The organism is Rothia sp. 110740021-2, assembly GCF_054263775.1.
The window spans coordinates 183,544-210,528 of sequence record NZ_JBSZFE010000003.1 but is presented as its reverse complement, the minus strand read 5'-3'; the positions used below and the strand labels follow the sequence as shown (position 1 = coordinate 210,528).

Here is a 26,985-nt window from a genome sequence, read left to right as displayed (position 1 = left end):
GATAATTTCAGACGTAATACTTCACCACAACTACAGAGGGTCCATGAAATTCCAGCCGCCTTCCCACAACGAGCAGTCTCTGGAGTCGATTAGCGAGTACGCCCAGCGCACCTCCTCGCACGCTGCTACCGCAGCCGACAGCGTCACCGACACCTTCGTGCACCGCATCCTCGGTATTCCCGGTGCCCTCATCGGTTCGGTGCAGGTTCCCGACCCGCGCCCGCTGAGCCAGCGTCTGAGCACTTGGCACTACTGGTGGCAGGCGCACCTGCTGGACTGCATGATTGATGCCGGTCAGCGTCACCTGCGTGAGGGCGATATGACTGCCGCCCAGGAACAGTTGCACCGCGCCCGCGCACTATTGCGCGGCATTAACATGCGTAACTACGGCCGCTTCGCCAACGATTATTTTGACGATATGGCGTGGCTGACCCTCGCGGTAGACCGCATGAACTCCTTCTGCATTGACCTGACCGGCGATACTGACGTTGCCGCCCAGGACGCTGGCGCAGCTCTTTTTGAGCAGCTAGCAAAGGGCTTCTCATCGGTGGGCGGCATGAGTTGGCGCAAGTCCAAGCGTGATTTTGTAAATGCTGCAGCGACCGCGCCAACCGCTCTGGCGTATGCGCGTGCAGGCGACCCGAAGACTGCCGCCGCACTCATGGACTGGATGAACGAAACCCTCTGGGATGCAGAGCATTCGCTCTATATTGACGGCGTAAACGTGCGCGGCGACAAGTACGAATACGAGCACAGCGAATTCACCTACAACCAGGGAACCGCCCTGGGCGCCCTACTGGGCCTCGCCGCATCCGATGTACCCTGCGAGGTGGACCCCGCAGAACGCGCCGAGCGTCTCATCGTCGGCATCGTCAAGCACATGACCGAAGAGGTAGAATTCCTCTCCGGTGTGCGCGGCCGCATCCTCATCTCGCACGGTGACGGTGACGGCGGCCTATTCACCGGCATTCTTGTGCGTTACCTAGGCGTGGCGGCTTCTTCACCACTGCTCAGTGACGAGGCTCAAATACTCGCCTCGACCCTGGTGTACTCGACCGCACGCGCCCTGTGGGAGGGCCGCCGCGAGTTCGACCCCAACCTGCCGATGAACGAGTACGGCATTGACCCGAATGAGATTCGCGGTAAGGCGCTCGTGCAGTTCTCCCCGCGGTTCACCGAGCCGATGAGCAAAGTTGTGAAGCCCGGTGCGCCGGTGGAGCTGTCCACTCAGGTGCAGGCGTGGACTATTTTCGAGACGGCGGCACGCCTGGCGCATGCGCGTCACCTCGCCTCCCACGACCTCTAAAAACTACGATTCTTTGCCCCACCCCTCATCTTCTCCGTTCAGCGCAGAAGGTTAGGGGTGGATTCATTGCAGGGGCGTACACACGGGCGTACGGTGAATTTTATGCTTGCTTCAGAATCACAACAGGTCACTGCCAGCCCGAACACTAACACCATTTTCATGGTCTGGAAGTTCAAGGAAGGTATCTCTCAGGACGCGCTCATTGAGGGGTTCCAGAACCTCTGCGGGCTCGTCATTAACCTTAACCACACCGCCGCGAACCGCTACTCACCCGAGAATGCCAGCATTGTGCTGGGTATCAGCCACAGCGCGTGGCTGGCCATGGACCTGCCCAAGCCACTGCCGCAGGAACTCGTGGAGTTCGAGGAGATTCGGGGCCCCAAGCACACCGCAGTGTCTACTCCCGGCGACTTGCACTTCCACATCCGCACGACCCAGCCATCCGTTGCCTACGATATGGCCTCCGCTATTACCGCGGCGCTACGCGATATTGCCGAGGTACTGGAGGAGGTGCACGGCTTCCGCTACTGGGACGGCCGCTCCATTATCGGTTTTGTGGACGGCACCGAAAACCCGCAGACCCCCGCGGCACGCGAATACTTCGGCCTCATCGGTGATAACGACCCCATGTACAAGGGCGGCAGCTACCAGTTCGTTCAGAAGTACATCCACGACATGACCGCGTGGAATGTCCTGCCCGTCTCCGAGCAGGAGAAGGTCATTGGCCGCTCCAAGCACGACGACATCGAGATGAGCGAGGACGAGAAGCCCACCAACTCGCACTCCGCTATTGCCAATATCGGTGACGACTTCAAGGTCATTCGCGATAACATGCCCTTCGGCACCGTGGGCAACAACGAGCTGGGTACCTACTTCATCTGCTACGCCAGCACCTTCTCGACCGTTCAGAAGATGCTCATGAACATGTTCATGGGAGTGGATGGCGCCAACTACGACCGTCTACTGGATTTCAGCACCGCGGTGACTGGCACCCTCTTCTTCGTGCCAACCGTAGATATGCTCGGCGACTTCGCGGGCTAAGATCAGCTACCCTCAGCTGAAATCTCGTGAACTCCGCCTCCGGCAAGAGAGGCGGGGTTTTCCGGTAGGCTAGGATGTAGACATTCAGACGGAAAGCAAACAATCGAGAGAAGAATGAGCGTTCTAGATAACTCTTTCCCCACCGAGGACTTTGGCTTCGCTATCACCAGCCGCCTGGCGGACACCGCATCCCCCAACGCTGAACGTGTAGAAGCCAACGGCGGACAGTTCCGCGGACGCACCGGTGTTATCACCACCCCGCACGGACAGATCGAGACCCCCGCCTTCACCCCCGTGGGCACCAAGGCAACCGTCAAGGCGGTCCTGCCCGAATCCATGAAGGAGCTCGGCGCTCAGGCTCTGCTCTCCAATGCCTATCACCTGTACCTGCAGCCCGGCCCCGAAATCCTCGACGCGGCAGGCGGTCTGGGGGCCTTCATGAACTGGGACGGTCCCACCTTCACCGACTCCGGCGGCTTCCAGGTTATGAGCCTGGGCTCCGGCTTCAAGAAGGTGATCGACATGGGTACGGTCGCGGACGCTAAGGGTGCCGACGGCCGCCCCCTCGGTGACGACGACGTGGCACAGGGCAAGGAACGCCTTGCTCACATTGACGATGACGGCGTGAGCTTCAAGTCGCATATTGACGGCTCAATTCACCGTTTTACTCCCGAGGTGTCCATGCAGGTTCAGCACCAGATCGGTGCCGACGTCATGTTCGCCTTCGACGAGCTGACCACCCTCTACAACTCCCGCGGCTACCAGGAGGAGGCGCTCGAACGCACCCGTCTGTGGGCGCTGCGCTGCATCGCTGAGCACCAGCGTCTGACCGCAGAGCGCGTGGGCAAGCCCTACCAGGCACTATTTGGCGTCATTCAGGGTGCACAGTACGAGGACCTGCGCCGCAAGGCATGCCAGGACCTCGGCTCCATGCCCTTCGACGGCTTCGGCATCGGTGGTGCGCTCGAGAAGGAAAACCTCGGAACCATCGTGCGCTGGTGCGCCGAAGAGCTGCCCGAATCCAAGCCCCGCCACTTGCTCGGCATCTCCGAACCCGACGATATCTTCGTCGGCATCGAAAACGGTGTAGACACCTTCGACTGCGTCTCCCCCACCCGCGTGGCACGTAACGCCGCCCTCTACTCCCCCACCGGCCGCTACAACATCACCAACGCGCGCTTCAAGGCGGACTTCTCGCCCATCTACGAGGGCTGCGACTGCTACACCTGCACCCACTACACTCGCGCCTACCTGCGTCACCTTTTCAAGGCGGACGAGCGTCTGGCGGCCACCCTCGCCTCCATCCACAATGAGCGCTTCATCGTGCGCATGGTGGACGACGCCCGCAAAGCCATCAAGGACGGCACCTACTTCGAGTACCGTGACGAGTTCCTCGGCAACTACTACTCCGGCAAGAAGCCCTAAACCCGCTCTTCAACCCGTTTAAGGAGAACCCTATGAGCATCACTCATGTTCCCGATGAGGAGCTTCTCGTCTTCGACCACGAGATCGTAGCCTCGGTCGAGGATATCTTCGGCGCCTACCTGGATCCCGAACTGTTGGTCCGCTGGTACGGCCCCGCCGGCTGGCATGTGCGCCCCACCGACGTTGTGGTGGAGCCCGTCGTCGGCGGTCTGCAGCGTCTGTCCATGATCAACGAGGTTGACCCCTCGGTGTCCTGCATTCTGCAGAGCCGCTTTTTGAGCATTGAACCGTTCAAGGAGCTCGAATATGCCGAGCAGCTGCCCGACCACCTGGGCAACCCCGGTAGCGTGCTGGTGTACCAGCGTCACCGTTTCTTCCCCGAAACCGTGATTACCGCCGACGGCGTGGGTTCCGGTACCCGCATCGTCATTGAGATTGGCCCCATGCCCGCCTCGGTCCACGAGGAGGTGCGCACCACCTGGCGTTCGACCTTCGCCCGCCTGGATGATGTGCTTGCCGCCCGCGCTCGCGGAGAGTTCTAACTCGCACCAGCTCTAATTCTGCCCGGCTGCAAGTGGGAATACTAAAGCGCCGCGTTGACGAATGATTCGTCAACGCGGCGCTTGTGTGTAATGCCCGTGCCTTGCCGGGGGTGTGCCTAGCCGGGTGTGAGTCGTAAACTAGTTGGTCAGCTTTACAGTAATGACGGTGCTGCCACCATCCAGGGACACGCACTCGGGGGTTGCACGATCCGCGCCGTCACCCGGCTTCCAGTAGCAGCGCGCCGACATGACGGTACGCTCACCATTCGCCTTATCGGTCACCTCGGCGGGGTTCTGCACCACAAACTGGCGAATCAGCTCACGCGCAAACAGGCAATCCACCGCGCCAGAGGCTACCTGCACGGTCGCATTATGCTTCAGGTAGCCGGTAGCGTCCATACTGCCGCAGCTACCGCCCGCAGACTGAACGTCCGAGCTGGATAGACTCGCGGTGCTCGACGCCTTCGCCACTTCACTCGCCGAAATATTCGCCTTAGCCGATGCCGCCGCGTTCGCCTGAGCAGTCATTACCGGGCTTACGGTAGTGATGGTTCCGGGGCTCACGGTAGCCGCCGCGGTGGGGGTGTGCACAGTACCGGCAGTCGGAGTGCTTTCAGTGACCGTTGCGGTGCGAGTGAGGCTGGGGGTCGCCTTCGCGCTCGTAGCACTGGGGCTAGGGATTCCGGTGGCGCTCGGGGAGGCGGTGGTGGCGGCACCGGAGCATGCCGACATCGTCAGCAGCAGCGTGGCACCGAGTGCTACGGGACTGTAGGTGCGGAGCGTAGTAGAACGAGCCTGGGTAGAAGTCTGGGTAGCGTAATTCTGTGCCGGGTGCATAGTGACCTTTCTGCGTCATCGGTTCGGGTTCCTAACCAGTATTCTAAAGACGCTACCTGTGAGCTAGCTATACGGTATCTTAGAAACCCGCAGGATGACCCCTCTAGGGTACAGCGGGAAAAGGCAATAAGAGGGGCTCCCCGGTATTGCGGGGAGCCCCTCTTAGCAAGTCACAAATCAATGACAGCTCATTGCCTCTGATGCGGATGCGAGCGCATAGCCTTCGCGCCTGCCACCGACCGCAATAGTACGACCGTTCCCGTCATGGCAGGTCATCGAGCCAGTCTCAATCTCGCCTAAGCAGGTCAGTTGCTTGCCCTCAGTAACGGGCAAGATCACCACATTCAAGGCGTTCATTCTCTTCGTGTTTGCGGTGGTGGTGACGTACTCGGTCAGCAGGTTCAGGACGTGGGCTCAGTCCACGGTACCGCACAGCCCCATGATTTCCGCACCGGTCTTCAGGTAGCCCTTGCGGCCAATGTGTCCGCAGCGATCACCGGCGGCGGCGCATCCGGTGGCACGCATCGTGCGGCGACCTCATCCGGCGGGGTCTCACTGAGCGTGGTAAAACGACATTGTTATCTCTCCCGGGAATACCTTTTCGCCCTTTGCAGAAGGTCTTTAAAACATACGTTTATCCCCGTTCAATACCATTCTATTACAGCGGAACACCCTCTACTTCTCCGGCAGGTAGGAGCTCAGCAGTTCACGCTGCTCGGGGGTCAGTCGAGTCAGTCGCCCCGCAATGGAGTCCCAGAATGCCAGCACGGTAAAAGCACGCACACATTCACCGCCGTCCACCGGGGAGAGAATCGAGTAGCCAATACGCACAGATGCGGCACTGACCTTCTCCACTCTCAGGCATACCGGCACCTGCTCACCGGTATAGGGCAGCTGAGCCAGGTAGCGGATGCTGTGCTCGGCAATGAGCGCCTGCACGCCCTCGGTAACCAAGTCAAAAAGCGGAATCGGAGGCTGCGGTGCCACGGTAGGCTTCTGCCCGGAGGACGGCGGCGGACCGAAGAGCGCCACACGGGCTTCTTCCATGACCGAGAGGATGGCAACATTGTTGACGTGCCCGTAGGCGTCCATATCGCCCCAGCGGGCGGGTACGTACACCAACAATTCGTCGGTGGTGCCAGCTTCAGAGGTGGGAATCTTTTCGGGGGTATTTTCGCGTTTCTTTTCGTGGCTTTGCATGGTTTTAACTCTACTCCCCCGCCGCCATGAAGGGGGTATTCGTACGAATCCGCAAGGTACAGCAAATGAATCAGCTGATGATAATTCGGGTACTAGAAATATATTTGGTGGGTTAAAGCGATGAGGCTCGAAAGCTACGATGCTTTCGAGCCTCATCCAACACACAGACATTTGAACGCATACAAGATCATACGGTTCACTGTCTATGATAGACCCGCTCTGAGGGCCAAGAGCGTTTTTACGGTTTTATTACGAGCAATTCCAGAGATTTTCCGTATTTTTCGTTTATTTCCTTCTTGGAGTCTCAGCAGTCCCCAACACAAGCCTTCCCGGCAGCTACAGAACCTTAACGGCCCAGCTTTGCCGCAGTCTCCAGAGCATGATCAGCGTCATACTTCATGGCGTCGTACTCGGCAGTTGCCTGCTGAGCCTCCACGAAGGTCTGCTCATCAATCACGTGAGTGTGGCGAATACGAGCGAAGTACAGCAGGCTCAGCACCACAAAATACCCCACGCCCACGATCGCCGGAACCATGGAACCACGCACCATGAAGAGCGCAATCCACACCGCGAAGAGCAGCAGAACACCGAGCGCCGCGGTGAACTGGCCACCCCACAGGCGGAAACCATCAGTTACTGGCTCAACACGCTTGTACACGATGTAAGCGAAAAGAATCAGAACCCACACGGTCAGCGCGCACACCATAATCACAAAAATCATGGAGAGGAACGCTTCCTTTGGGCTGTACAGAGCCAGCAGAATAGCAATCACCATACCGCTGGTTGACAGCCATACCGAACGAGCCGGAACGCCAGCACGGTTCACCTGAGCCAGCTGACGAGGCGCCATGCCGTCAGCCGCCAACGAGTGCATCAGACGCGCACCCGCGTACAGGTTCGCATTCGCACTCGACAGCGCTGCAATCAGCACCACAAAGTTCACAAAGTGCGCCACACCGTGCACACCCAGCTGCTCAAAGACCAGAACAAACGGGGAAGCTTCCACCGCATCGCCCAGACCGGACGCCGAACGCCAGGGAATAACAGCCACAACAATCAGAACTGCCAATACGTAGAAGGTTGCCAGTCGGATCATCATCGCCTTCGCTGCGGAACGCACCGAACGAGAAGGATCCTTCGCTTCCGCAGCGGAGATCGAGATCATCTCAATACCACCGAAGGAGAACATCACAACAGCCAGCGACAGCCACACCGACTGGGGGCCATTCGGCATAAAACCGCCGTCGTTGAAGAGGTTCGCGGTACCCACCGCAGCGTGACCGGGCAGACCGAAGAAAATCAGGCACAGGCCCACCAGCAGGAAGGCAACAATCGAAATGACCTTAATGGACGAGAGGAAAAACTCCAGCATGCCGAAAGACTTCACACTCGTCAGGTTCAGCACAATCAGCGCCACGCCAAACACAGCAATACCAGCCCACAGCGGCAACTGCGGCCACCAATAATTCAGGTAGGTAGCCACCGATACTAGCTCAACACCGGCAATCAGAACAGTCGCCGTCCAGTAGGCAATGCGAGTCAAAAAGCCCGCGAAGGGGCCCAAGTAGCGGGTAGCAATAGTACCGAAACCGCCACGGACAGGGTAGCGAACCGCCATTTCACCGGTTGCCGCACCAATCACCGAAGCAAGCGCAGAACCAATAGCGTAGGTGAGAATGACCGCAGGACCAGCCATCGCAATGGCGGTGCCCGATCCCAAGAAGAGGCCCGTACCGAGCGCAGAACCCATCACGATCATGGTCATCTGTCCGTGGGACAGAGAACGTTTCAGGGTGCGTGATCCGGCGGTCCCCGCTGCAGCGTGGCTGCGGGTATCGTCGTTGTGGGACACGAAGGTGCCTTCCGTCAGTACGCCTTAAGGGGCGTGATGTGCAATGTGTGCTCGCACCCGACTTCTGCAGCTTCTAGTCTCGTTGACGGGTACGAATAGTTAACTATTCTACGGGCACACTCCCATCGCTCAGAACGTCACCGTCTAGAGCACACAAGCGAAAGGCACCGAACGGGGGTACTCCCCCATCCGGTGTCTTTTATGTTTTAGCCTCGCGAGGCTTTCACGCTATTTAATTTAATGCTGCGCCGCGCTGGTGTCCTCGTCGGCGTGCATAGCGTCCAGATCGGGGCGCTCATAACCGCCCTGAACCTTCGAGGAGATGGTGTAGCCAATAGAAATCAGCACAAAGAAAACGATACCGACCATGATGGATTCCTGAACGCCCGAGCCGGGCAGCATGAACATTGCCGCCAGGGTTGCCAGAACACCCGCCAGAGCCAGACCTGCGGTGACGCGGCCACCCAGCACGGTGAAGGAGGAAGCATCCTTCTGATCCTTCTTGTACGCCTGGTAGGTCAACAGAATCATGACCCACACAACCAGGATGCACAGGGTCACCAGCGCCATGAGCAGCGCAAAGATATCGCCAATCTTGGCAACAGCCATCACGGTCGCTACGACAACGCCGGTGAAGGAGATGAGCAGAGCCACCACCGGCACGCCGCGCGAGGAGGTGCGTGCAGCCACTGCAGGAGCCATACGGTCAGAGCCCAGGGCATGCAACAGGCGGGTTGCCGCGTACAGGGAGGCGTTAGCGCCAGAGAGCGCAGCAACGAGTACCACAAAGTTCATGATGTCCGCCGCGAAGGGGATACCCAGTTCAGAGAAGACGAGCACGAACGGCGACTCGGTCAGCGCCGAGTTCTGTGCGGCGGTCTGCCAGGGCACCAGGCACAGAATAATTGCCATAGACACCACGTAGAAGGTGGACAGGCGCCAAATCATGGCCTTCACGCTGGTTGCCACCGAGCGTGCTGGGTCTTTCGCCTCCGCTGCGGAGAGAGAAATCATTTCCACACCACCGAAGGAGAACATGACAACAGCCATCGAAATCCAGATGGAGGCCGGGCCGTTGGGCAGGAAGCCACCGTCATTCACGAGGTTTGCGGTACCCGCCGCGGCGTGGCCGGGCAGGCCCACGAACACCAGCAGTACACCAATCACCATAAACACGATGACGGCAGAAACCTTAATCGAAGAGAGCATGAACTCCAGGGCACCGAAGGACTTCACGCTCACCAGGTTCAGCACCAGAATAATTGCCCCGAAGAGAACGACGAATACGGCCAGGGGAACATCCGGGAACCAGTACGCCATATAGTGGCCAACCGCCACCAGCTCAGCACCAGCCAGCGGCACGGTGCATGCCCAATATGCCCAGCGAGTCAGATAGCCGCTAAAGGGGTTCAGGTATCGGCTCGCAATGGTGCCGAAACCGCCCTGGACGGGGTGACGCACAGACATTTCACCCGCACACGCAGCAATGGTTGCCGCAATCATCGCACCAATAGCGTAAGAGACGATTGCACCGGGGCCCGCAATTTTAATGGCTGAGGAGGACCCCAGGAACAGGCCTGTACCCAGCGCCAAGCCCATTGCAATCATGGTCAACTGGCCGTGGGAGAGGGAACGATTCAATGAGTCGTTCTTCTCCGACTGCTCGGGGGTATTCCCCTGCAGTTTAGACATAACGTATCTCTTTCTTAGACATGCTGTGTATTGAATAAAGCTGAAATGGCAACGCCGCCCAGGCATTAGGCCGGGCGGCTCTGCACATCAGCTGTCAGGAGGTTAGCTTAAGCCACGTACTCGAGTTCATGACGCTTGAACCAACCAATAATCGGGTAGCTGATCGGCATGAGGAGCACCTCGACCAGGCACTTGTAGATATAGCCGATCAGTACGTAGTTGATGAATGCTTCTACGGTGTCGATGCCGAGCACCGGTGCCGCAATGGAGCAAAAGATGACGGTATCGAGCAGCTCACCGACCAGGGTGGAGACAATCATACGCAGCCACAGGAAACGGCCCTTGCTTGCCTTCTTCATTGCCACCATGACCCAGGCGTTCAGGGTCTGACCGAAGAGGTAACCGAGCAGGGAGCCCGCAAAAATCTGCCAGACCGGGCCGAGAACCTGCGCGAACGCCTCCTGACCGGTGTAGAAGCTCGCAGCGGGCAGATGCACGATCAGCAGGAAGCACAGGGCCGCAAAAGCAGCCGAGCCGAAGGACGCCACAATCGCGCGGCGGGCACGCTTGAAGCCGTACACCTCAGAAAGAAGGTCGCCAATCACGTAGGCGAGCGGGAAGAGGAAGAAACCACCATCGGTGACAATGGTCGAGCCAATCAGGGGCAGCTCGAAGGGCAGCGGACCGAACTCCACGCCCTTGGTTGCACCAATATTCGAAATGATCAGGATGACGCAGGATGCGCCCAGCAGCAGATCAAAGTAGCCGCGGCGACCAGCCCAGGGCACCGTCACGGTGCTCATCTGAGTCTTAGATTCGCTAACGGGTTTAGCCATTACTTTCCCCAAGTCTTTCTTCATGCGATGTATTTCTTCACATAAGGTACGAGCCCTCACGCGTGGTGGTGAACCTGCAATGCAGGGCAGAGGTCACCAGCTCGTCTGCCACCCGAGTCTATCTAATAGTACCTACATGCTGTGCCGGCGGCAGGTTTGTGGGCTTCGTTCAAGAGTGTGGACGCTTTATGTGCCCGACTACCCGGTGTGGGGTGCCTGCGGAGCCGCCTCATCCCGGCGGCGGCAGAACCCCCACACCTACAATGGAGGTATGAAGAGTCTGAGCCGCAGAGTTCACCGCAGCGGAGTTCGCTACAACAGAGTTCACCGTACCGGTGCTCACCATACCGGGCCGGTGGCGTCCCCGCTGGAGGCGGGGCGTGCTTTACGCGCCTCAGTGCGCCGCTTGGTTCGGGGCTCTATACGGCGAGCGCGGAGGTGGCGGCACCGTAATCAGCGGCAGCTGAATGCGCATATTCCGCGTCTGCATCCGTTTTTTTGACTATGCGGCGCGCGCAAATTTCTTGGTGACACATTTAATCAATTCGTCATTTACTGACGGTTTGGGGTAGAGTGTCACTATGCCTCGTATCTCTGCAGCAACCAACGCCGCCCAGCGTGAGAACACCAAGCGTGCCATTCTCGACTCCTTCGGCGAGATCCTCTACACCCGCGGCCTGCCCGGCCTGACCATGACCGACGTCGCCAAGAACGCCGGTATCGGTCGCACCGCGGTCTACAACTACTTCGCTGACATGGGCGAACTGCTGGTCGCCTACGCCCTGGACGAGACTGAACGCTTCCTCAACGAGCTGCGCGTCGGCCTGGATGGTATCGAGAACCCGATTGACCAGCTCGCGGTCTACGTTCGCCTGCAGATCAACGATTTGGCGCGCCGTCACCTGCCTCCGGGCCCGGCGATGCGTTCCATGCTTTCCCCCGAGTCCTATGCGAAGCTCGGCAAGCACGTGCACGAGCTGCAGATGGTGTTGGCGCATATTCTTTCTGCCGCCATTGCTGAGAACTACATTCCGAAGAACGATATTCGTGAACTGGCGATGCTCGTGCACGGTTCCCTCTCCTCAAGTGCGGGCCGTGCGGAGGACGCGCCGGATGAGGAGACTCGTGAACGCCAGATTCTGAGCACAATTCGTTTTATTCAGATGGGTTTGGGTGCCCGTTTTGATGCTCAGGGTGCCCCAGTTCGCTTGGATTCTCAGGAGTCCCTGCCAGAGCAATCGCCTGTGCAGGAGGTAAACCTGAAGGTTGCTTCCTAAGGGTTTAGCGGGCTGAATAGCTACATATAATGCCGCGGACCTAATGCTTCTTTGTATTGGTCCGCGGCATTTTCTGTATTCGGGTGGGTTTTTATGCGCTGGACAATAGTGCCGGGGAGATGGAGTCCAGGTCTAGTACGCGCGCGTACATGACGGCACGGCGGTGCAGGGCGTTACGCAGTGCGCGGTGCACGCCGTCTTCGAGGTAGAGTTCGCCGCCCCATTTGACCACGTGCGGGAAGAGGTCGCCGTAGAAGGTGGAGTCTGCGGCAAGTAGGGTCTCGAGGTTGAGGGTTTTTTGGGTGGTGATGAGGGTGTCGAGGCGCACCTGCTGCGGCGGGATTCCTCCCCAGTCGGCGTGGGTCATGCCATGCTGGGGGTAGGGGCGACTGTCGCCTACTTTTTTGAAAATCATAGTGGTGCTTTCTACAGGTATGGGGAGCCTCGGCGGCACGTGCAACCGTGGGGTTCTGAAGAAATAGTACCAAGGGGCGTAAAAAATCCCCGGTCTTAGAATCTAAGACCGGGGATCAGTGGCGGAGGATGGGGGATTTGAACCCCCGAGGGCTGTTAACCCAACACGCGTTCCAGGCGTGCGCCATAGGCCGCTAGGCGAATCCTCCAGCTATGTTTTCTACGCATTGCGTAGGCAACGAATAAAACTTTACTACGCTTTTGCAAAACGCGCAAGTCCTGGATAGGAAAAGTAACAGAAAGCACACTTGTGAATGCTGGTGCCCCTGCTTTTGGGCGGAGCGCCAGCGGAGCGGGCACGCAGTGCATATGACGGGTGCAAACTATCCAGGTGCCTAATTTTGGGCATGAAAAACCTCCTACGCAACCGCTGAGGATTCGGATTCTGAGCGAGCGAAGAACAAATCCGGATCCGAAGCCGCGGAGCGCCAGCGGAGCGGGCACGCAGTGCATATGACGGGTGCAAACTATCCAGGTGCCTGATTTTGGGTATGAAAAAACCTCCTACGCACCCGTCATAGCTCGAATACCCTTGCTACCTTCCGGTCCTGGGGGAGTTTTCCAAGATAACGCCACGTAAGAGGCAAGAACCAGTGTACCGGATTTTTGGGTTCTTGGGAATTCGGCGTGTCTGCGGTATTTCTGTGGGCATACATATCACCCGGGCGAGCATCCGGGGTGGTGGTGTGATGTGTTCGCTGGTGACTGTCGGCCACTCGGGCTGGGGGTAAAACGTCTAAAATGGTATGGATTGTCCTATCCGCACCCCCGAGTTGAAGAGGTTGCCGTGAGCACTGCCCTTTATCGTCGTTATCGTCCCGAGACCTTTGCTGAGGTTATCGGGCAGGAGCACGTGACCGAACCTCTTATGGTCGCCCTGGAGAAGAACCGTGTAAATCACGCGTACCTGTTCTCGGGTCCGCGTGGTTGCGGTAAGACCACGTCGGCGCGTATTTTGGCGCGTTGTTTGAACTGTGCGCAGGGTCCGACTCCTACTCCGTGTGGTGTGTGTGATTCGTGCCGTGAGCTCTCGCGTGATGGTGGCGGTTCCCTTGATGTGATTGAGATGGACGCGGCGAGCCACGGCGGTGTGGATCATGCCCGTGACCTGCGTGAGCGCGCTACTTTGGCGCCGGTGCGTGACCGTTACAAAATCTTCATTATTGATGAGGCGCATATGGTGACCCGTGAGGGTTTCAATGCGCTACTAAAGATCGTAGAGGAGCCGCCGGAGCACGTGAAGTTTATCTTCGCGACGACTGAGCCGAATAAGGTGCTGGGTACTATTCGTTCGCGTACTCACCATTACCCGTTCCGTTTGGTTCCGCCGGAGGTTCTTCTGCCATTCCTTCAGAGTCTGTGCGACCAAGAGCAGGTGGCTGTAGAGCCGGGTGTGCTGCAGCTGGTGATTCGTGCTGGTGGCGGTTCGGTGCGTGATTCGCTGTCGATTCTTGATCAGCTGATGGCTGGTGCGTCTTCGCAGAGCGGTATTGAGTATGACCGTGCGGTAGCACTGCTGGGTTATACCCACGCACAGCTTCTGGATGAGGTTATTGAGGCGTTGGGTGCGAAGGATGCGCCGACTCTCTTTGGTGCGGTTTCTCGTGTGGTGGCGACTGGTCAGGATCCTCGCCGTTTTGTGGAGGATTTACTCGAGCGTCTACGTGATTTGATTGTGGTGAAGGCTGTTCCGCAGGCTGCCGGTCAGATCTTGCAGGGTATTCCGCAAGATCAGTTGGAGCGTTTGGCTCAGCAGGCTCAGGCTCTGGGTGAGCGTGAGCTGACGGTTGCTGCGGGTACGGCACATGAGACTTTGAATGGTATGACAGGTGCGGCGAATCCGCAGCTTCAGCTGGAGTTGCTGTGTGCTCGTCTGCTTCTGCCTGCGGTGGAGAGTTCTGCCGGTGGCACTGAGGTTGCGGCATTGGCTTCTCGACTGCAGGTGTTGGAGCGTCGCGTGGCTTCTGGTTCTGCTGGTTCAGTTCCGGCGCAGGGTGGCATGTCTGTTGCTCGTGCGGCAGGTATGGCGGCAGCTGGCCTGGCGCCTAAGACTCAGACTCCTAATGCGCAGGTTCCTAGCACCCCGATTCAGGAAGCGGTTCAGGAGCCGGCTCAGCCCGTGCAGCAGCTTACTTCCCAGCAGGCACCCCCTCAACAGAGCGGTTCTCAGCAGGCTAGCGCCGGTGCACCCCCGCTGGCGGGCGCGCCCCTTAGCACTGCACCTCTGGCACGGACCGTGCAGGCCCCTGCACCTCAGGTTGGTGCTCCCCTGGCGGGTAACACCCCTGCAGCACCTCATGCTCCGGAGGCTCCGAATGCCCCGACTTCTGCTGCAGCTGATGCCACTGCGTCGGGTACCCCCTCCGCGCCTTTGAAGCTTAACCCGAACGATCCGCTGGCGGCTGTTCAGGGTAATTGGCGTGCCATCCTTAACCGAATGAGCATTCCGGGTGCGGCGGAGCAGCTGATGAAGGTGCGTCCCGCCCGGATGGACGACGCGACCCTGTACGTGAGCGCCGACATTGCGACTTTGCGTGCGGTTAAGGGCTTTGTACCCGAGCTGACCGCCCGCGTGAGTGAGTTCCTGCGCCGTCAGGTGACCATTCACGCTCAGGTGGCGAAGCCCGGTGAGCAGGCCAGGCCTGCAGTTCAGCCTGCCCCTGTAGCTCAGTCCACAGCCCCCAGTGCTGCCGCAACGCAGCCTGCAGTTCCGGCGGCTGTCGCCCCGCAGGCGTCTCAACCGTCCGTTCAGCAGACTCCCCCGCAGTCCGCGCAGCCGGCGCCACTGGCTGATGGTCTGCGCGGCGGTGAGGATGCGTGGCGTCGCCACGGTCAGCCGCTGACCGGCGCAAACACCCCCGAGTCTACGAGCGTGGATGCGCCCCTGGGTGCATGGGAGGTTGCCACGATTCCGCAGAGCGCCACCGAGGAGGCACCTCAGCAGGCTGCCCCGGTTGCCCCGCAGGCACCGGCTGGCCCGCTTGCACCTGAGCCCCCGGTAGCCCAGCAGGTTCCGGTTGCTCCGGCGGGCGGTTTTGGTGAACGTGATTCCTTTGCGGCCTCCGGTAGTGGGGTTCCACAGCAGGAGAGCGCTGCTGAACCCCAGCATGCCCCAAATCCCCAGGGTGAGCAGGAGTCTCCGTTCTCGCAGGAGCCCCCTCACCTGGAGGAACCTCCGTATGAGGAGGAGCCCACCTTTGAGGATGAGCCTGCCTACACTGAACCGGTTGAGGCACCCGCGATGCCCGCAGCGCCTGTAATGCCTGCTACGCATGCAGCACCGGCTGGTCCGCTCGCTACTCCGGTTGCCCCAACAGACCCCCTTGCTGCGGCAGGTCCGTTGGCAGAGACACCGCAGACGACTGCGGCTGATAATACTCCAGCAAGCGATGTGAAGCCCGCAGCGCCAGCTTCTAACGCACCTACCGTGCCGACTCCTAACGCACCGGCGGGACCGGCTCGCCCGCCACACGCCGCATCCGATGAAGACTACGTCTCTGAGGATGACGAGAAGCTCGAAAACAGCGCCTTTATCGGTTTGCGCGCTATCGAAAAAATTATTGGGGGCACCGTCATTGACGAACGCCCCCTGCACCAGCCCTAACACGGGGTCGTAGGTGCCGCGCCCGCCATCGCACCGATGGCGGGCGCACTCATTCCACCCGCATACTCGCTACGCGAAACGCCCCTAAACTGTCGGGGGTTGGGTGCATACTCATAACGTCGCCCAAGAACAACACACCAGCACGACACACCACATCTGAAGGAGAAGCCATGTACGAGGGAGCAGTTCAAAACCTCATTGACGAGCTCGGCCGCCTGCCGGGTGTGGGCCCCAAGTCGGCTCAGCGCATCGCTTTTCACATTCTGAATGCGGATGCTGCCGATATGGCGCGCCTAGCCAACGCCATTTCCACGGTGAAGACCAGCGTGAGCTTCTGCGAAGAGTGCGGCAATGTTTCCGAGACGAAGCTGTGCACCATCTGTCGTGATGAGCGCCGCGACCCGTCCGTGTTGTGTGTGGTCGAAGAATCAAAGGATGTGGTGGCGATTGAGCGCACCCGTTCTTTTACCGGCCGCTACCATGTGCTCGGTGGCGCCATTAACCCGCTGGCGGGTGTGGGCCCGGAGCAGTTGCGTATTCGTGAGCTGGTGTCCCGCCTGGCGGATGAGCGCATTCAGGAGATTATTCTGGCAATGGATCCGAACCTTGAGGGTGAGGCAACCGCAACCTACCTGTCACGCATGCTTGTGCCTCTGGGTGTGCGCCTATCGCGTCTGGCGTCGGGTCTGCCGGTCGGCGGCGATCTGGAGTACGCGGACGAGATTACCCTAGGCCGCGCGTTGGAGGGCCGCCGCGTTATTAGCGAGGGCACAGCGGTGGCTCATACTGCCGCCGAGGACTTTGAGCGCGTGAACCGCGAGGAGGAACAGGAGCGTGAGCAGGCGGCTCAGGTTCAGGCTCAGGAGGCGAAGCAGAGTCGTCGCCGCTGGAATTCGAGCATGTTTGATGACCTGGATTCTGAGGATTCTGCCGGTGCCCGCACGGAGGCACCCGCCGCTGAGGGTGTGCAGGGCACAGTTGATGAGCAGCTGATTGAGCAGGTTCTGCAGGAGGCTGAGGAATTCGGCGACAAGGAATCCGGCGAGGAGGTCTCACCCGCCGATTCTGCTAATACTGAAACCACCGCAGAAGCCACCCCTGATCTGGGCGAAGACTCCGGCAAGGACGCCCCAGCGAGTACCGCCTCCGAACCCGCCGAAGCACCCGTAGCCGAGCAGGCAGAAAATGCGCCGGAGGTGTTCCGCACCCCCGACTATGAAGAGAAGATCCGCTCGATTCAGAACGCCCCGTTGCGTACCCCGAAGCCGGATGTTCCGCCGCTGCCGGGTGTCACTTACGTGAACCCGTGGACATAAAAACTCGCCTCCGCGGGCTTGCCGCACCCACCTCCACATTCCGCATCACTACCGCGTAATACTACGTAATATTTCACGGGACAATACATACGGGTGCACAGTTCGCCGCTTGTGCTGAACGCCGTCTACTATAAACGAGAGGCCGGCGTCTGCCGGTAGCACACAAGTAACTGACCTGGAGATATCAATGAGCCTGATCGTCCAAAAGTTCGGCGGTTCCTCCGTAGCGGATGCGGAGGGTATCAAACGCGTTGCCCGCCGCGTCGTGGACACTCAGAAGGCAGGTAACGATGTAGTCGTCGTGGTGTCCGCTATGGGTGACACCACCGATGAGCTGCTCGACCTTGCCGCAGAGGTCACCAGCAATGTCACTCCTTCCCGTGAGCTGGACATGCTGCTGACTGCCGGTGAACGCATTTCGACCGCAATCCTGTCGATGGCAATTAACGACCTGGGTGCTAAGGCCCAGTCTTTCACTGGTTCTCAGGCTGGCATGATTACCGACGGCGTGCACGGTTCTGCGCGTCTGGTAGAGGTCAAGCCGGAGCGTATCCGCGAGTCGATTGACGCCGGCAATATTGCGATTGTTGCTGGTTTCCAGGGTATGAACCGTCAGAGCGGCGATATTACGACTCTGGGCCGTGGCGGTTCTGATACGACCGCTGTTGCGCTGGCAGCTGCACTGAACGCTGACGTGTGCGAGATTTACTCGGATGTTGACGGCGTGTTCACTGCTGACCCGCGCATCGTTCCGACCGCGCATAAGCTGGATACCGTCACCAGTGAAGAGATGCTGGAGATGGCGGCAAATGGTGCGAAGATTCTGCACCTGCGCTGTGTCGAGTATGCTCGCCGTTTTAATTTGAAGCTTCATGTGCGTTCTTCGTTCTCGAACCTTGAAGGCACCATTGTGATCCCGGAGGACTCCGCGGAACTGACCCCCACCCATCTGAAGGAGATTCCCTTGGAACAGCCCCTGATTTCTGGTGTTGCACACGATCGTAGCCAGGCGAAGATTACCGTTGTTGGCGTTCCGGACGTTCCCGGTTCGGCAGCTAAGGTGTTCGGCCTGATCAACGAGGCGAAGGTTAACCTGGACATGATTGTTCAGAACGTGCCGACTGACCGCCCGAACGTGACCGATATTTCCTTCACTCTGGATCAGGCTCAGGGCGATGCTGCGCTGAAGGCGCTGAAGGCTGCGCAGGCTGAGCTGGGCTTCCAGGAGGTTATTTACAACGAGTCGGTTGGTAAGCTGTCGCTGGTTGGCGCGGGTATGAAGACTAGCCCGGGCGTTTCGTTCACTTTCTTTGACGCACTGTCTTCTGCTGGTGTGAACATTGACATGATTTCGACTTCTGAGATTCGTATTTCTGTGATTACTGAGCTGAGCAAGCTGGATGAGGCTGTGCGCGCGGTGCACACTGCGTTCGGCTTGGACACTGAGGGCGAGGCTACTGTTTACGGTGGTACTGGCCGCTAGGGCTCGTTTGTGAGCTGTACGCTTCGGGAGGGGCGGTACCGGGTTTTCTCGGCACCGCCCCTTCATCGTATTTTTATGCATAGTTTAGGCTAGAAGCATGAGTAGTGTTGTATTTTCCCAGGTGATGGATGCCCGCGAATGGCGTGCCGCCCAGTCAGCGCATGAGGCGCGTGCCGGCCGCTACGCCGACCCGTTTGCGCAGCGTCGCGCCCGCCACGAGGCGCACCCCGTGGAGGACTTCCTCTTCACCTACTACACGCTCAAGCCCGGCCAGTTTAAGCGCTGGCACCCCGGCGCCGGCATCATCCTGCTGGATGCACCCGAGCGCGCCTCCTGGCGTTTTTACCGGCCCGCAACCGAACAGGAGCTCCTTGACGCTGGCTGCACTCCCGAGGTGGCGCGCACCCAGGCAGAGGCCGCCTCCGCCGTCACCGTGGACGTCACCGATTTTGTGGAACGCCGCGCTACCGCTCTTGCTTTTACTCATGAAATTCTGCGCAATACCGCGGCGAAGAAGGGGCAGTTCGGCTGCTTTGGCATGCACGAGTGGGCGATGGCATACAAGTCAGTGGAGAACAATATCCGCCACGACTACCTGCAGTTGCGCCTGGGTGCGGAGGGCACGGACCATGTGGTGGAGAAGCACCGCATCCGTTGCTCCCACTTTGATGCGTTCCGTTTCTTTATGCCGCAGGCCGCACCCATGAACGAGCTGCAGCCGACCCGCGAGTCCCAGCGTTTTTTGGAGCAGCCGGCGTGCCTACACGCGAATATGGACGTGTACAAGTGGGCATATAAACTGTTGCCGCTGGTTGATTCGACCCTGGTCATGGATTGTTTCGACCTAGCGTGGGATGCGCGCGAACTGGATATGCGCGCGGCCCCCTACGATATTCGTGACTGGGGGTACGAACCGATTCCGGTGGAGACGACCGAGGGTAAGGCTGAGTACGTGCGGATTCAGCGTGAGCTCTCGGAGTATTCGATTGAGCTGCGTGAGCGCCTACTGAGGGTGTGCGAGCAGTATCTACCCCCGTTGGGTGATTAGCGGCCGGTGTTCACCGGTTTGTCGGGAACTACTCGCGGATGGGTTTCTAAGGCTCTGCTGCTGGCCCAGTGCATGAGAAAAAGACAGGTGATGGGTCGCTCATTTGTTCATTGGTAGGTCTCGCCATCTCACTTTTTGCTTCACTGGGGTAGAATGAGATACGGCTCATACAGAACCCACGCACCCAAGGAGTGCCCACACATGGCCCGTATTGTTGTTGATGTTATGCTCAAGCCCGAAATTCTTGACCCGCAGGGTAAGGCTATTTCTCACGAGCTTCCCCGTATCGGCGTCGATTCCTTCGTGGATGTTCGCCAGGGTAAGCGCTTCGAGCTGACCGTCGAGGGTGAGGCTACTGAGGAGCACCTCGCAGTTGCCCGTAAGGCTGCTGAAGAGTTGCTGTCGAACCCTGTCATCGAAGACGTTGTGAACGTTTCGGTTCTGGAGGACTAAGACCTATGGCTGAGTCCCTCGCACCTACTGAAGTCCCCCTGGTTGGCGACTTTTCTACTTATTCTCCGAACCCCGCTTTCGCCGATGCGCGCGTTGGCGTGGTGACTTTCCCCGGCACCCTGGATGACCGTGACGCTGCGCGTGCTGTCCGCCTGGCTGGCGGTACTGTTGTCGAGCTGTGGCACGACGACGCTGATTTGAAGAACGTTGATGCCGTCATTATTCCTGGCGGTTTCTCCTATGGTGACTACCTGCGTGCCGGCGCTATTGCTGCGAAGGCTCCCGTGATGCATTCGGTGATTGATGCCGCTAACGCTGCTGGTACCTCCGGTTCTGCTCCCCTGCCTGTTCTGGGTATTTGCAATGGTTTCCAGATTCTGACTGAGTCTCACCTGCTGCCCGGTTCGATGATTAAGAACGATCACCGCAAGTTCATTTGCCGTGACCAGGTTCTGCGCATTGAGAATAACTCCACCTCCTGGACGAGCAACTACGCTGCTGGCCAGGAGATTGTTGTTCCTCTGAAGAACCAGGACGGTCAGTATGTTGCTGACCCGAAGACTCTGGAAGCGCTGGAGGCTGAGGGCCGCGTGGTGTTCCGCTACGTTGGTTTCAACCCGAACGGTTCCCGTAACGACATTGCTGGCATCAGCAATGAGCGCGGTAACGTGGTCGGTCTGATGCCGCACCCGGAGCACGCTGTGGAGCCTGGCTTCGGTCCTTCCTCTTCCGGTTTTGGTGAGGTTTCTCTGCGCGGTGGCGCCGATGGTCTCGGCGTATTCACCTCGGTTCTTGCCAACCTGATTAACGCCCGCTAACGCACGACAAGGATTCTAAGAAGTTATGAGCGAAAAGCAGTTTAACCTCGACACCGTCGAGCACGCGGCGGCAACCCCGGACACTGAACTCCCCTGGGCTGAGCTGGGCCTGAAGGAGAACGAGTTCGAGGATATTAAGGAGATTCTTGGTCGCCGTCCTACCGCGGCTGAGCTGGCGATGTACTCGGTCATGTGGTCCGAGCACTGCTCCTATAAGTCTTCTAAGGTTCATCTGAAGCAGTTCGGTGCGAAGGTCACCGATGAGATGAAGAAGGACCTGATGGTCGGTATCGGCGAGAACGCCGGTGTGACCAACATTGGTGACGGCTGGGCTGTTACCTTCAAGATTGAGTCCCACAACCACCCGTCGTATGTGGAGCCTTACCAGGGTGCTGCTACCGGTGTGGGCGGTATTGTGCGTGACATTATTTCCATGGGTGCACGCCCGATTGCTGTGATGGATCCGCTGCGTTTCGGCGCGATTGATCACCCGGACACCGCCCGCGTTATTGGCGGCGTGGTTGCCGGTATTGGTGGTTACGGTAACTCCCTGGGCCTGCCGAACATCGGCGGCGAGGTTGAGTTCGATTCCTGCTACCAGGCAAACCCGCTGGTCAACGCACTGGCTGTGGGCATTATGCGCCACGAGGACATCCGCCTGGCGAACGCATCGGGCGTGGGCAACAAGGTTGTTCTGTTCGGTGCACGCACCGGTGGCGACGGCATCGGCGGCGCGTCGGTGCTGGCTTCTGAGTCGTTCGATGACACCAAGCCTTCGAAGCGTCCTGCTGTTCAGGTGGGCGACCCCTTCGCTGAGAAGGTTCTGATTGAGTGCTGCCTGGAGCTGTTCAAGGGCTCCGTGGTTGAGGGTATTCAAGACCTGGGTGCTGCGGGTATTTCCTGCGCAACCAGCGAGCTGGCTTCTAACGGTGAGGGCGGCATGCACGTCGACCTTACCAAGGTTCTGCTGCGTGACCCCACTCTGACTCCAGGTGAGATTCTGATGTCTGAGTCTCAGGAGCGCATGATGGCTGTTGTCTCCCCCGAGAACGTGGAGCGCTTCGAAGCGATCATGAATAAGTGGGGCGTGGAGTACTCCTTCCTCGGTGAGGTCACCGATTCTGGTCGCCTGGTCATCGAGTGGGACGGCGAGGTCATCGTGGATGTTGACCCCCGCACCGTTGCACACGACGGCCCCACCTACGAGCGTCCTTACGCACGCCCCGAGTGGCAGGATGACCTGCAGGCTAACCACTTCACCGGTTCGCCTGCTGACGATTCCCGCCCGCGCGGTGAGGAGCTGGGCGAGGCAATCAAGGCGTTCATGGCGTCCCCGAACATGTGCTCCAAGTCCTGGATTACCAACCAGTACGACCGCTACGTTCAGGGCAACACCGCCCTGTCCATGCCGGACGATGGCGGCGTGGTGCGCGTGGACGAGAACACCAACCTCGGTGTTGCTCTGGCGACCGACGCCTCCCCGCGTTTCACCTACCTGGATCCGTACGAGGGTGCTCGCGCGTCCTTGGCTGAGGCGTACCGTAACGTTGCGACCGTTGGTGCACGCCCCGTGGCTGTGTCTGACTGCCTGAACTTCGGCTCTCCCGAGGATCCGGACGTCATGTGGCAGTTCGCTGAGGCTGTTCGCGGCCTCGCTGATGGCTGCATGGAGCTGGGTGTTCCGGTGACCGGTGGTAACGTGTCCCTGTACAACCAGACCGGTGGCAAGGCTATTAACCCGACCCCCGTGGTGGCGATGATGGGTGTGATGGATGACGTCACTCGCCGCACCCCTTCGGGTTGGGCTCCTGAGCATGACGGTCAGGCTATCTACCTGCTGGGTACTACTCGGGATGAGCTGGACGGCTCCGAGTGGGCTCGCTTCAAGGGCCACCTGGGCGGTCAGCCGCCGAAGGTTGATCTGACTCTGGAGCGTCAGCTGGGTGACATGCTGGTGAATATGTCTCGTGACGGCATGATTGATGCCGCACACGACGTGTCTGCTGGTGGTCTGGCTGCGGCTCTGTCGGAGGCTTGCCTGCGTTTCAACACCGGTGCCCGCATTGGTCTGGGTGAGGTTGCTGAGCGTGACGGCGTGGACCTGTTCACCATGCTGTTCTCTGAGTCCCTGGGCCGCGTTGTGGTTTCGGTTCCGCGTTCTGAGGAGGTGCGCTTCAAGGATATGTGCACTGCTCGCCAGTTCCCCTTCGCACGTATTGGTGTGGTGGATGCTAAGTCGAACGCTCTGGACTTCCAGGATGAGGTTTCTATTGACCTGGATGAGCTGCGTGCAGCTCACGAGGGTACTCTCGCTTCTTACTTCGGTGAGGTTGCGAAGGGCTAGTTTTCGACTAGTTTGAGACTAACGCCGAAAGGGGCGGATGCTTGTGAAAGCATCCGCCCCTTTTGTTATGCCCGCAGGCTTGTGCGTTGGACGTTTAGGCGTTCAGGTTTATGCCTCGGCGACCTTGCGGCCCAGCTGCGCGAACAGGGAAGCGTTGATGCGGAAGCCTTCGACGCATTCTTCGATGAGAGCTTCGCGCTGTTCGTCGGTCAGGGGTGCGTTGTCGAGCAGTTCTCGGTAGCCGTCCTTGAAGACCTTGGGCTTGGGCAGTTCGGTGAAGCGGTACATGCTCAGTGCTTCGGCTGGGATGCCGTAGTGCCGGGTGACCAGCGCTGCGACTGCCTGGCCGCCGGAGAGGTCACCGAGGTAGCGCAAGTAGTGGTGTGCGAGGTAGCGTTCGGGGGAGTTGATGGTGGCGCGGATGCGCTCTACGTATTCTGCGGTTGCGGGCAGGGGCGCGTCGATGTCTCCGTCCTGGCCGAGCGCACGGATGTCTGCACGGATGTATTCTGCACGGTCGAGGCCGGGGTGGATAAAGGGTTCGGTGATGGGGCTGGGTTCTGCGCGGTAGTGTTCGGAGACTGCTTCGAGCGCTTCGTAGATGTGCACGTACTGGTTGATGAGACGCAGGTATGCCTCGGTGTTGAGGGAGCCGCCCATGAGGTCTTCCATGAAGGTGGAGTGTTCGGCGTTGTCATGGACGTGCTTGGTGCTTTCCTTCAGGCGTGAGGAGAAGCGTTCCTGGGTGGTTTCGGGGGCGGTCACGGTCATTGTGAGTTCCTAAAGTAGCTTGTGGGTGAACAATAAATGCTTTAGTGACACAATGTCACCAAACATGCTACTGACATATTGTCACCAAAAACCGGTTTTGGCAATAGTTTTCAAAAACTTTTGCTAAGGTTTACCTCAGGCGCAAGTCATCCTAGGCATTAAGTTACACAAATATAGGCTAATAAGGCTAGACTTGATACGAACACCACAATCGCAAAATTCAAGGAGACACCGAATGTCTACCCCCTCTCTCACCAAGCGCACTTGGGCGTTCTTGGCTTCAGCAACCATCGGCCTCAGCGGCGTCGCTGGCGTACCCGCGGCCTTCGCAGCTGAAACCAACTCCCACATCAGCGCCGGTGAGGTAACCGCAGCCTCAGAGCAGAGCCTGCAGGACGTCACCGTCAACTGGGGTCTGAAGAAGTCCTTCCGCTCCTACATCAACGGCGCCTTCTCCCAGGGCTCCCAGAAACTGACCGGCGTCACCACCAACGAAGACGGCTCCTACCACTTCACCTCCGCCGAAGGCACCGTAGCCAACGGCGAATACTCCGTCACCTTCACCGGCTCCTCGATTCACTACACCGCACACCACGGTCTGCTGGAAGTCATCATCTCCGACCTCTCCGTCACCATTAAGGACGGCGTGGGCACCGTGCGAGCCAACGTTCAGTCGCGCCCCTACAACGGCAACACCACCCCGAACGACCTGGTCGAAACCAAGAATATGACCATTGGCACTTTCAACGCTTCCGGTCTGAAGGTTGAGGGTAACACCATCACCCTGCCCAGCGTTGACGAGGAAAACGGCACCCGCGTCAAGCTTGCCGAAGAGGCAACCGGCGCCTTCGCGGGCTTCTACAGGGCAGGTCAGGAGCTGGATGCACTCGGCTTCTCCGCAACCATCGTGACCAAGGAAGCACCCGCGCCGAGCCCTGAGCCCAGCAATGAGCCGACTGCAGAGCCCAGCAGCGAGCCGTCCGCTGAGCCCAGCAACAAGCCCACCTCTGCACCGACCAGCGAGGCACCCAAGCCCGCAGAGCCCACCTCTGCACCGACCAGCGAGGCACCCAAGCCCGCAGAGCCCACCTCTGCAGCACCGAGCGCTGAGCCCTCCCCCACGGCACCTCCCTCCCCCGCCGCAACCACCGAGCCCAAGCGTGAAGAAAAGGTCACCGGCAACGTCGTCGAGTCCGGCACCCTCAGCTGGGATATCCGTGAGTCCTTCCTGAAGTACCTGACCGGCTTCGCACACGGCTCCGTGAACGTTGAGGGCATGGAGAAGACCGCGGCTGGCGGCTTCAAGTACACTCAGGCATCTGGCGTGTACAACCCCGAGACCAAGACCGGCCAGATCAACTTCGCGGGCATCGCAGAGTTCACCGGCCACAATGGTCAGCTCAAGACCACCTTCAAGAACATGCGCCTGGTCGTCGTCAACGGTAAGGGCACCCTGGTCGCTGACGTAGACGCACTGACCCGCGACGGCAAGTCCATTTCCAAGACCGGTCTGGCATTCGCTGAGGTGGACCTCTCCGGCGCGAGCGTGAAGGACGGCTTCTTCTCGGCGCAGAACGCGGCAGTCACCCTCACCGATGAAGGTTCCGATGTGCTCTTCGCGGGCCAGTACCGCGGTGCCGACAACGCCATGGCACCGCTGAACTTCTCCGTAAAGCTCAGCGAGCAGATCGCAGAGAACACCGTTGAGGTTCCCCGCATCTCTGAGAACAAGTCCTCCGAGAGCGGCACCTCCGATAACAAGGGTTCTGAGAACGGCTCTTCTAACGAGGGCTCCTCGAACTCCGGTGCTAACGGCTCCGGTTCTAACGGTTCGGCAGGCGCCTCCGGCAGCGTTTCTAACGGCGGTTCTTCCTCGAACGGTTCTGTCAGTAACAACCCGGCACAGCCGGTCTGCGTACCCGTCACCCGCACCCGCGAGGTGCAGGAGCAGGGCGCATCCGACGGCACCATTAAGAGCGCAAACCTTGGCTGGGGCGTGCGTGATTCCTTCCGCAACTACCTGCGCGGCGGCATTGCAAACGGTAGCTGGGAGCTGAACGGCACCTCCTACTCTTCGGAGGCGTTCAACTGGTCTAACGGTACCGGCACCTTCAATGGCGGTAAGGGTTCTATCTCCTTCAGCGGTTCGGTTCGTTTCACCGGTCACCACGGCATTCTGGATACCACCATTGCGAACCCGCGCCTTGAGATTAACGGCAATTCCGGCACTCTCTACGCGACCATGACCAGCAATGATCCCTCCGGCAAGGCAACTAACTACGGTGAGGTGGCACTGCTGAAGGTGGATCTTTCGGGTCTGCAGAGCTCCGCTGAGGCTGTTAGCGTCAACGGTGCGGCAACCGCCCTGACCGCTGAGGGTGCGAAGGCGTTCGCTGGCTTCTACGATGCCGGTAAGGACATGGCTCCGCTGAGTTTCTCCGCAGCGGTTAACAGCGCGAAGACCACCACCAAGACCGTGACCGAGACTGTCTACGAGGGTGAGGGTTGCGACCCGGTCACCGGCAAGCCTCTGGCTTCCACCGGTGCATCCGGTGTTGAGGGCACCCTGGTTGCAGGTTTCATCGCTGTTGCAGCTGGTGCGGGTACCGTCGTGTACACTCGCCGCCGCAAGAAGGCATAACGGCACCTCACGAGGACGCCCACAC

General features: G+C 59.3%; 21 protein-coding genes, 1 tRNA gene and 1 other RNA gene. 13 read left to right on the top strand and 10 right to left on the bottom strand.

Annotated elements, in window-relative coordinates:
* The first annotated feature begins 43 nt into the window (after positions 1-43).
* The 4 genes from ACUXHH_RS08075 to ACUXHH_RS08060 all read left to right on the top strand — a co-directional run bounded on the left by ACUXHH_RS08075 (position 44) and on the right by ACUXHH_RS08060 (position 4,314).
* Positions 44-1,306, top strand: coding sequence for a glycoside hydrolase family 76 protein (locus ACUXHH_RS08075; RefSeq protein ID WP_458391196.1), 1,263 nt, complete (start codon positions 44-46; stop codon positions 1,304-1,306).
* A gap of 102 nt (positions 1,307-1,408) precedes the next feature.
* Positions 1,409-2,347, top strand: coding sequence for a Dyp-type peroxidase (locus ACUXHH_RS08070; RefSeq protein ID WP_458391195.1), 939 nt, complete (start codon positions 1,409-1,411; stop codon positions 2,345-2,347).
* Positions 2,348-2,461: 114 nt separating this feature from the next.
* On the top strand, positions 2,462-3,772 hold the full coding sequence (gene tgt, locus ACUXHH_RS08065) for a tRNA guanosine(34) transglycosylase Tgt (protein ID WP_458391194.1): 1,311 nt from the start codon (positions 2,462-2,464) through the stop codon (positions 3,770-3,772).
* A gap of 32 nt (positions 3,773-3,804) precedes the next feature.
* On the top strand, positions 3,805-4,314 hold the full coding sequence (locus ACUXHH_RS08060) for an SRPBCC family protein (protein ID WP_458391193.1): 510 nt from the start codon (positions 3,805-3,807) through the stop codon (positions 4,312-4,314).
* A gap of 138 nt (positions 4,315-4,452) precedes the next feature.
* Here the strand turns inward: ACUXHH_RS08060 and ACUXHH_RS08055 are convergent, their stop codons facing one another.
* The 6 genes from ACUXHH_RS08055 to ACUXHH_RS08030 all read right to left on the bottom strand — a co-directional run bounded on the left by ACUXHH_RS08055 (position 4,453) and on the right by ACUXHH_RS08030 (position 10,731).
* Complete coding sequence (locus ACUXHH_RS08055) at positions 4,453-5,151, bottom strand: hypothetical protein (RefSeq protein WP_279755165.1); 699 nt, start codon at positions 5,149-5,151, stop codon at positions 4,453-4,455.
* Between the two features lie 177 nt (positions 5,152-5,328).
* Positions 5,329-5,508: a hypothetical protein gene (locus ACUXHH_RS08050; RefSeq protein WP_458391192.1), complete on the bottom strand. Its 180-nt coding sequence runs from the start codon at positions 5,506-5,508 to the stop codon at positions 5,329-5,331.
* A 318-nt stretch (positions 5,509-5,826) separates the two neighbouring features.
* Complete coding sequence (locus ACUXHH_RS08045) at positions 5,827-6,351, bottom strand: acyl-CoA thioesterase (RefSeq protein WP_371568635.1); 525 nt, start codon at positions 6,349-6,351, stop codon at positions 5,827-5,829.
* A 346-nt stretch (positions 6,352-6,697) separates the two neighbouring features.
* The gene (locus ACUXHH_RS08040; protein WP_279755162.1) at positions 6,698-8,203 is read right to left on the bottom strand and encodes an amino acid permease; all 1,506 of its coding nucleotides are present in this window, start codon (positions 8,201-8,203) and stop codon (positions 6,698-6,700) included.
* Between the two features lie 237 nt (positions 8,204-8,440).
* Positions 8,441-9,895, bottom strand: coding sequence for an amino acid permease (locus ACUXHH_RS08035; protein WP_279742211.1), 1,455 nt, complete (start codon positions 9,893-9,895; stop codon positions 8,441-8,443).
* A 107-nt stretch (positions 9,896-10,002) separates the two neighbouring features.
* Positions 10,003-10,731 (bottom strand): queuosine precursor transporter, encoded by a 729-nt coding sequence (locus ACUXHH_RS08030; protein ID WP_458391191.1) that lies wholly within the window; start codon positions 10,729-10,731, stop codon positions 10,003-10,005.
* A 581-nt stretch (positions 10,732-11,312) separates the two neighbouring features.
* Between ACUXHH_RS08030 and ACUXHH_RS08025 the strand changes: the two genes are divergently transcribed.
* Positions 11,313-12,008, top strand: coding sequence for a TetR/AcrR family transcriptional regulator (locus ACUXHH_RS08025; protein WP_279742213.1), 696 nt, complete (start codon positions 11,313-11,315; stop codon positions 12,006-12,008).
* Positions 12,009-12,099: 91 nt separating this feature from the next.
* Here ACUXHH_RS08025 and ACUXHH_RS08020 read toward each other — a convergent pair whose 3' ends face one another.
* The 3 genes from ACUXHH_RS08020 to ffs form a co-directional block, all read right to left on the bottom strand.
* Complete coding sequence (locus ACUXHH_RS08020; RefSeq protein ID WP_279789757.1) at positions 12,100-12,423, bottom strand: type II toxin-antitoxin system VapB family antitoxin; 324 nt, start codon at positions 12,421-12,423, stop codon at positions 12,100-12,102.
* Between the two features lie 119 nt (positions 12,424-12,542).
* Positions 12,543-12,631, bottom strand: a tRNA-Ser gene (locus tag ACUXHH_RS08015).
* A 343-nt stretch (positions 12,632-12,974) separates the two neighbouring features.
* Positions 12,975-13,071, bottom strand: an RNA gene (gene ffs / locus ACUXHH_RS08010) — signal recognition particle sRNA small type.
* A gap of 198 nt (positions 13,072-13,269) precedes the next feature.
* On the opposite strand from ffs, the gene ACUXHH_RS08005 reads away from it, so the two are divergent.
* The 7 genes from ACUXHH_RS08005 to purL all read left to right on the top strand — a co-directional run bounded on the left by ACUXHH_RS08005 (position 13,270) and on the right by purL (position 23,548).
* The gene (locus ACUXHH_RS08005; RefSeq protein WP_458391190.1) at positions 13,270-16,086 is read left to right on the top strand and encodes a DNA polymerase III subunit gamma and tau; all 2,817 of its coding nucleotides are present in this window, start codon (positions 13,270-13,272) and stop codon (positions 16,084-16,086) included.
* A 170-nt stretch (positions 16,087-16,256) separates the two neighbouring features.
* Positions 16,257-17,402 (top strand): recombination mediator RecR, encoded by a 1,146-nt coding sequence (gene recR / locus ACUXHH_RS08000; RefSeq protein WP_279755019.1) that lies wholly within the window; start codon positions 16,257-16,259, stop codon positions 17,400-17,402.
* Positions 17,403-17,589: 187 nt separating this feature from the next.
* Positions 17,590-18,885, top strand: coding sequence for an aspartate kinase (locus tag ACUXHH_RS07995; RefSeq protein ID WP_279741391.1), 1,296 nt, complete (start codon positions 17,590-17,592; stop codon positions 18,883-18,885).
* Positions 18,886-18,982: 97 nt separating this feature from the next.
* Entirely contained in the window at positions 18,983-19,933 is a 951-nt protein-coding gene (locus tag ACUXHH_RS07990; RefSeq protein ID WP_279741393.1) for a 3-methyladenine DNA glycosylase, read from the top strand.
* Positions 19,934-20,134: 201 nt separating this feature from the next.
* A complete protein-coding gene (gene purS / locus ACUXHH_RS07985; protein ID WP_279741394.1) occupies positions 20,135-20,386 on the top strand; it encodes a phosphoribosylformylglycinamidine synthase subunit PurS in 252 nt (83 codons plus the stop codon).
* A gap of 5 nt (positions 20,387-20,391) precedes the next feature.
* Positions 20,392-21,204, top strand: coding sequence for a phosphoribosylformylglycinamidine synthase subunit PurQ (gene purQ / locus ACUXHH_RS07980; RefSeq protein WP_279741396.1), 813 nt, complete (start codon positions 20,392-20,394; stop codon positions 21,202-21,204).
* Between the two features lie 25 nt (positions 21,205-21,229).
* On the top strand, positions 21,230-23,548 hold the full coding sequence (gene purL / locus ACUXHH_RS07975) for a phosphoribosylformylglycinamidine synthase subunit PurL (protein ID WP_279741398.1): 2,319 nt from the start codon (positions 21,230-21,232) through the stop codon (positions 23,546-23,548).
* A gap of 108 nt (positions 23,549-23,656) precedes the next feature.
* Here purL and ACUXHH_RS07970 read toward each other — a convergent pair whose 3' ends face one another.
* On the bottom strand, positions 23,657-24,319 hold the full coding sequence (locus ACUXHH_RS07970; protein WP_279741399.1) for a biliverdin-producing heme oxygenase: 663 nt from the start codon (positions 24,317-24,319) through the stop codon (positions 23,657-23,659).
* Positions 24,320-24,554: 235 nt separating this feature from the next.
* Between ACUXHH_RS07970 and ACUXHH_RS07965 the strand changes: the two genes are divergently transcribed.
* Positions 24,555-26,960: an HtaA domain-containing protein gene (locus ACUXHH_RS07965; RefSeq protein WP_279741400.1), complete on the top strand. Its 2,406-nt coding sequence runs from the start codon at positions 24,555-24,557 to the stop codon at positions 26,958-26,960.
* The last annotated feature ends 25 nt before the right edge of the window (positions 26,961-26,985 follow it).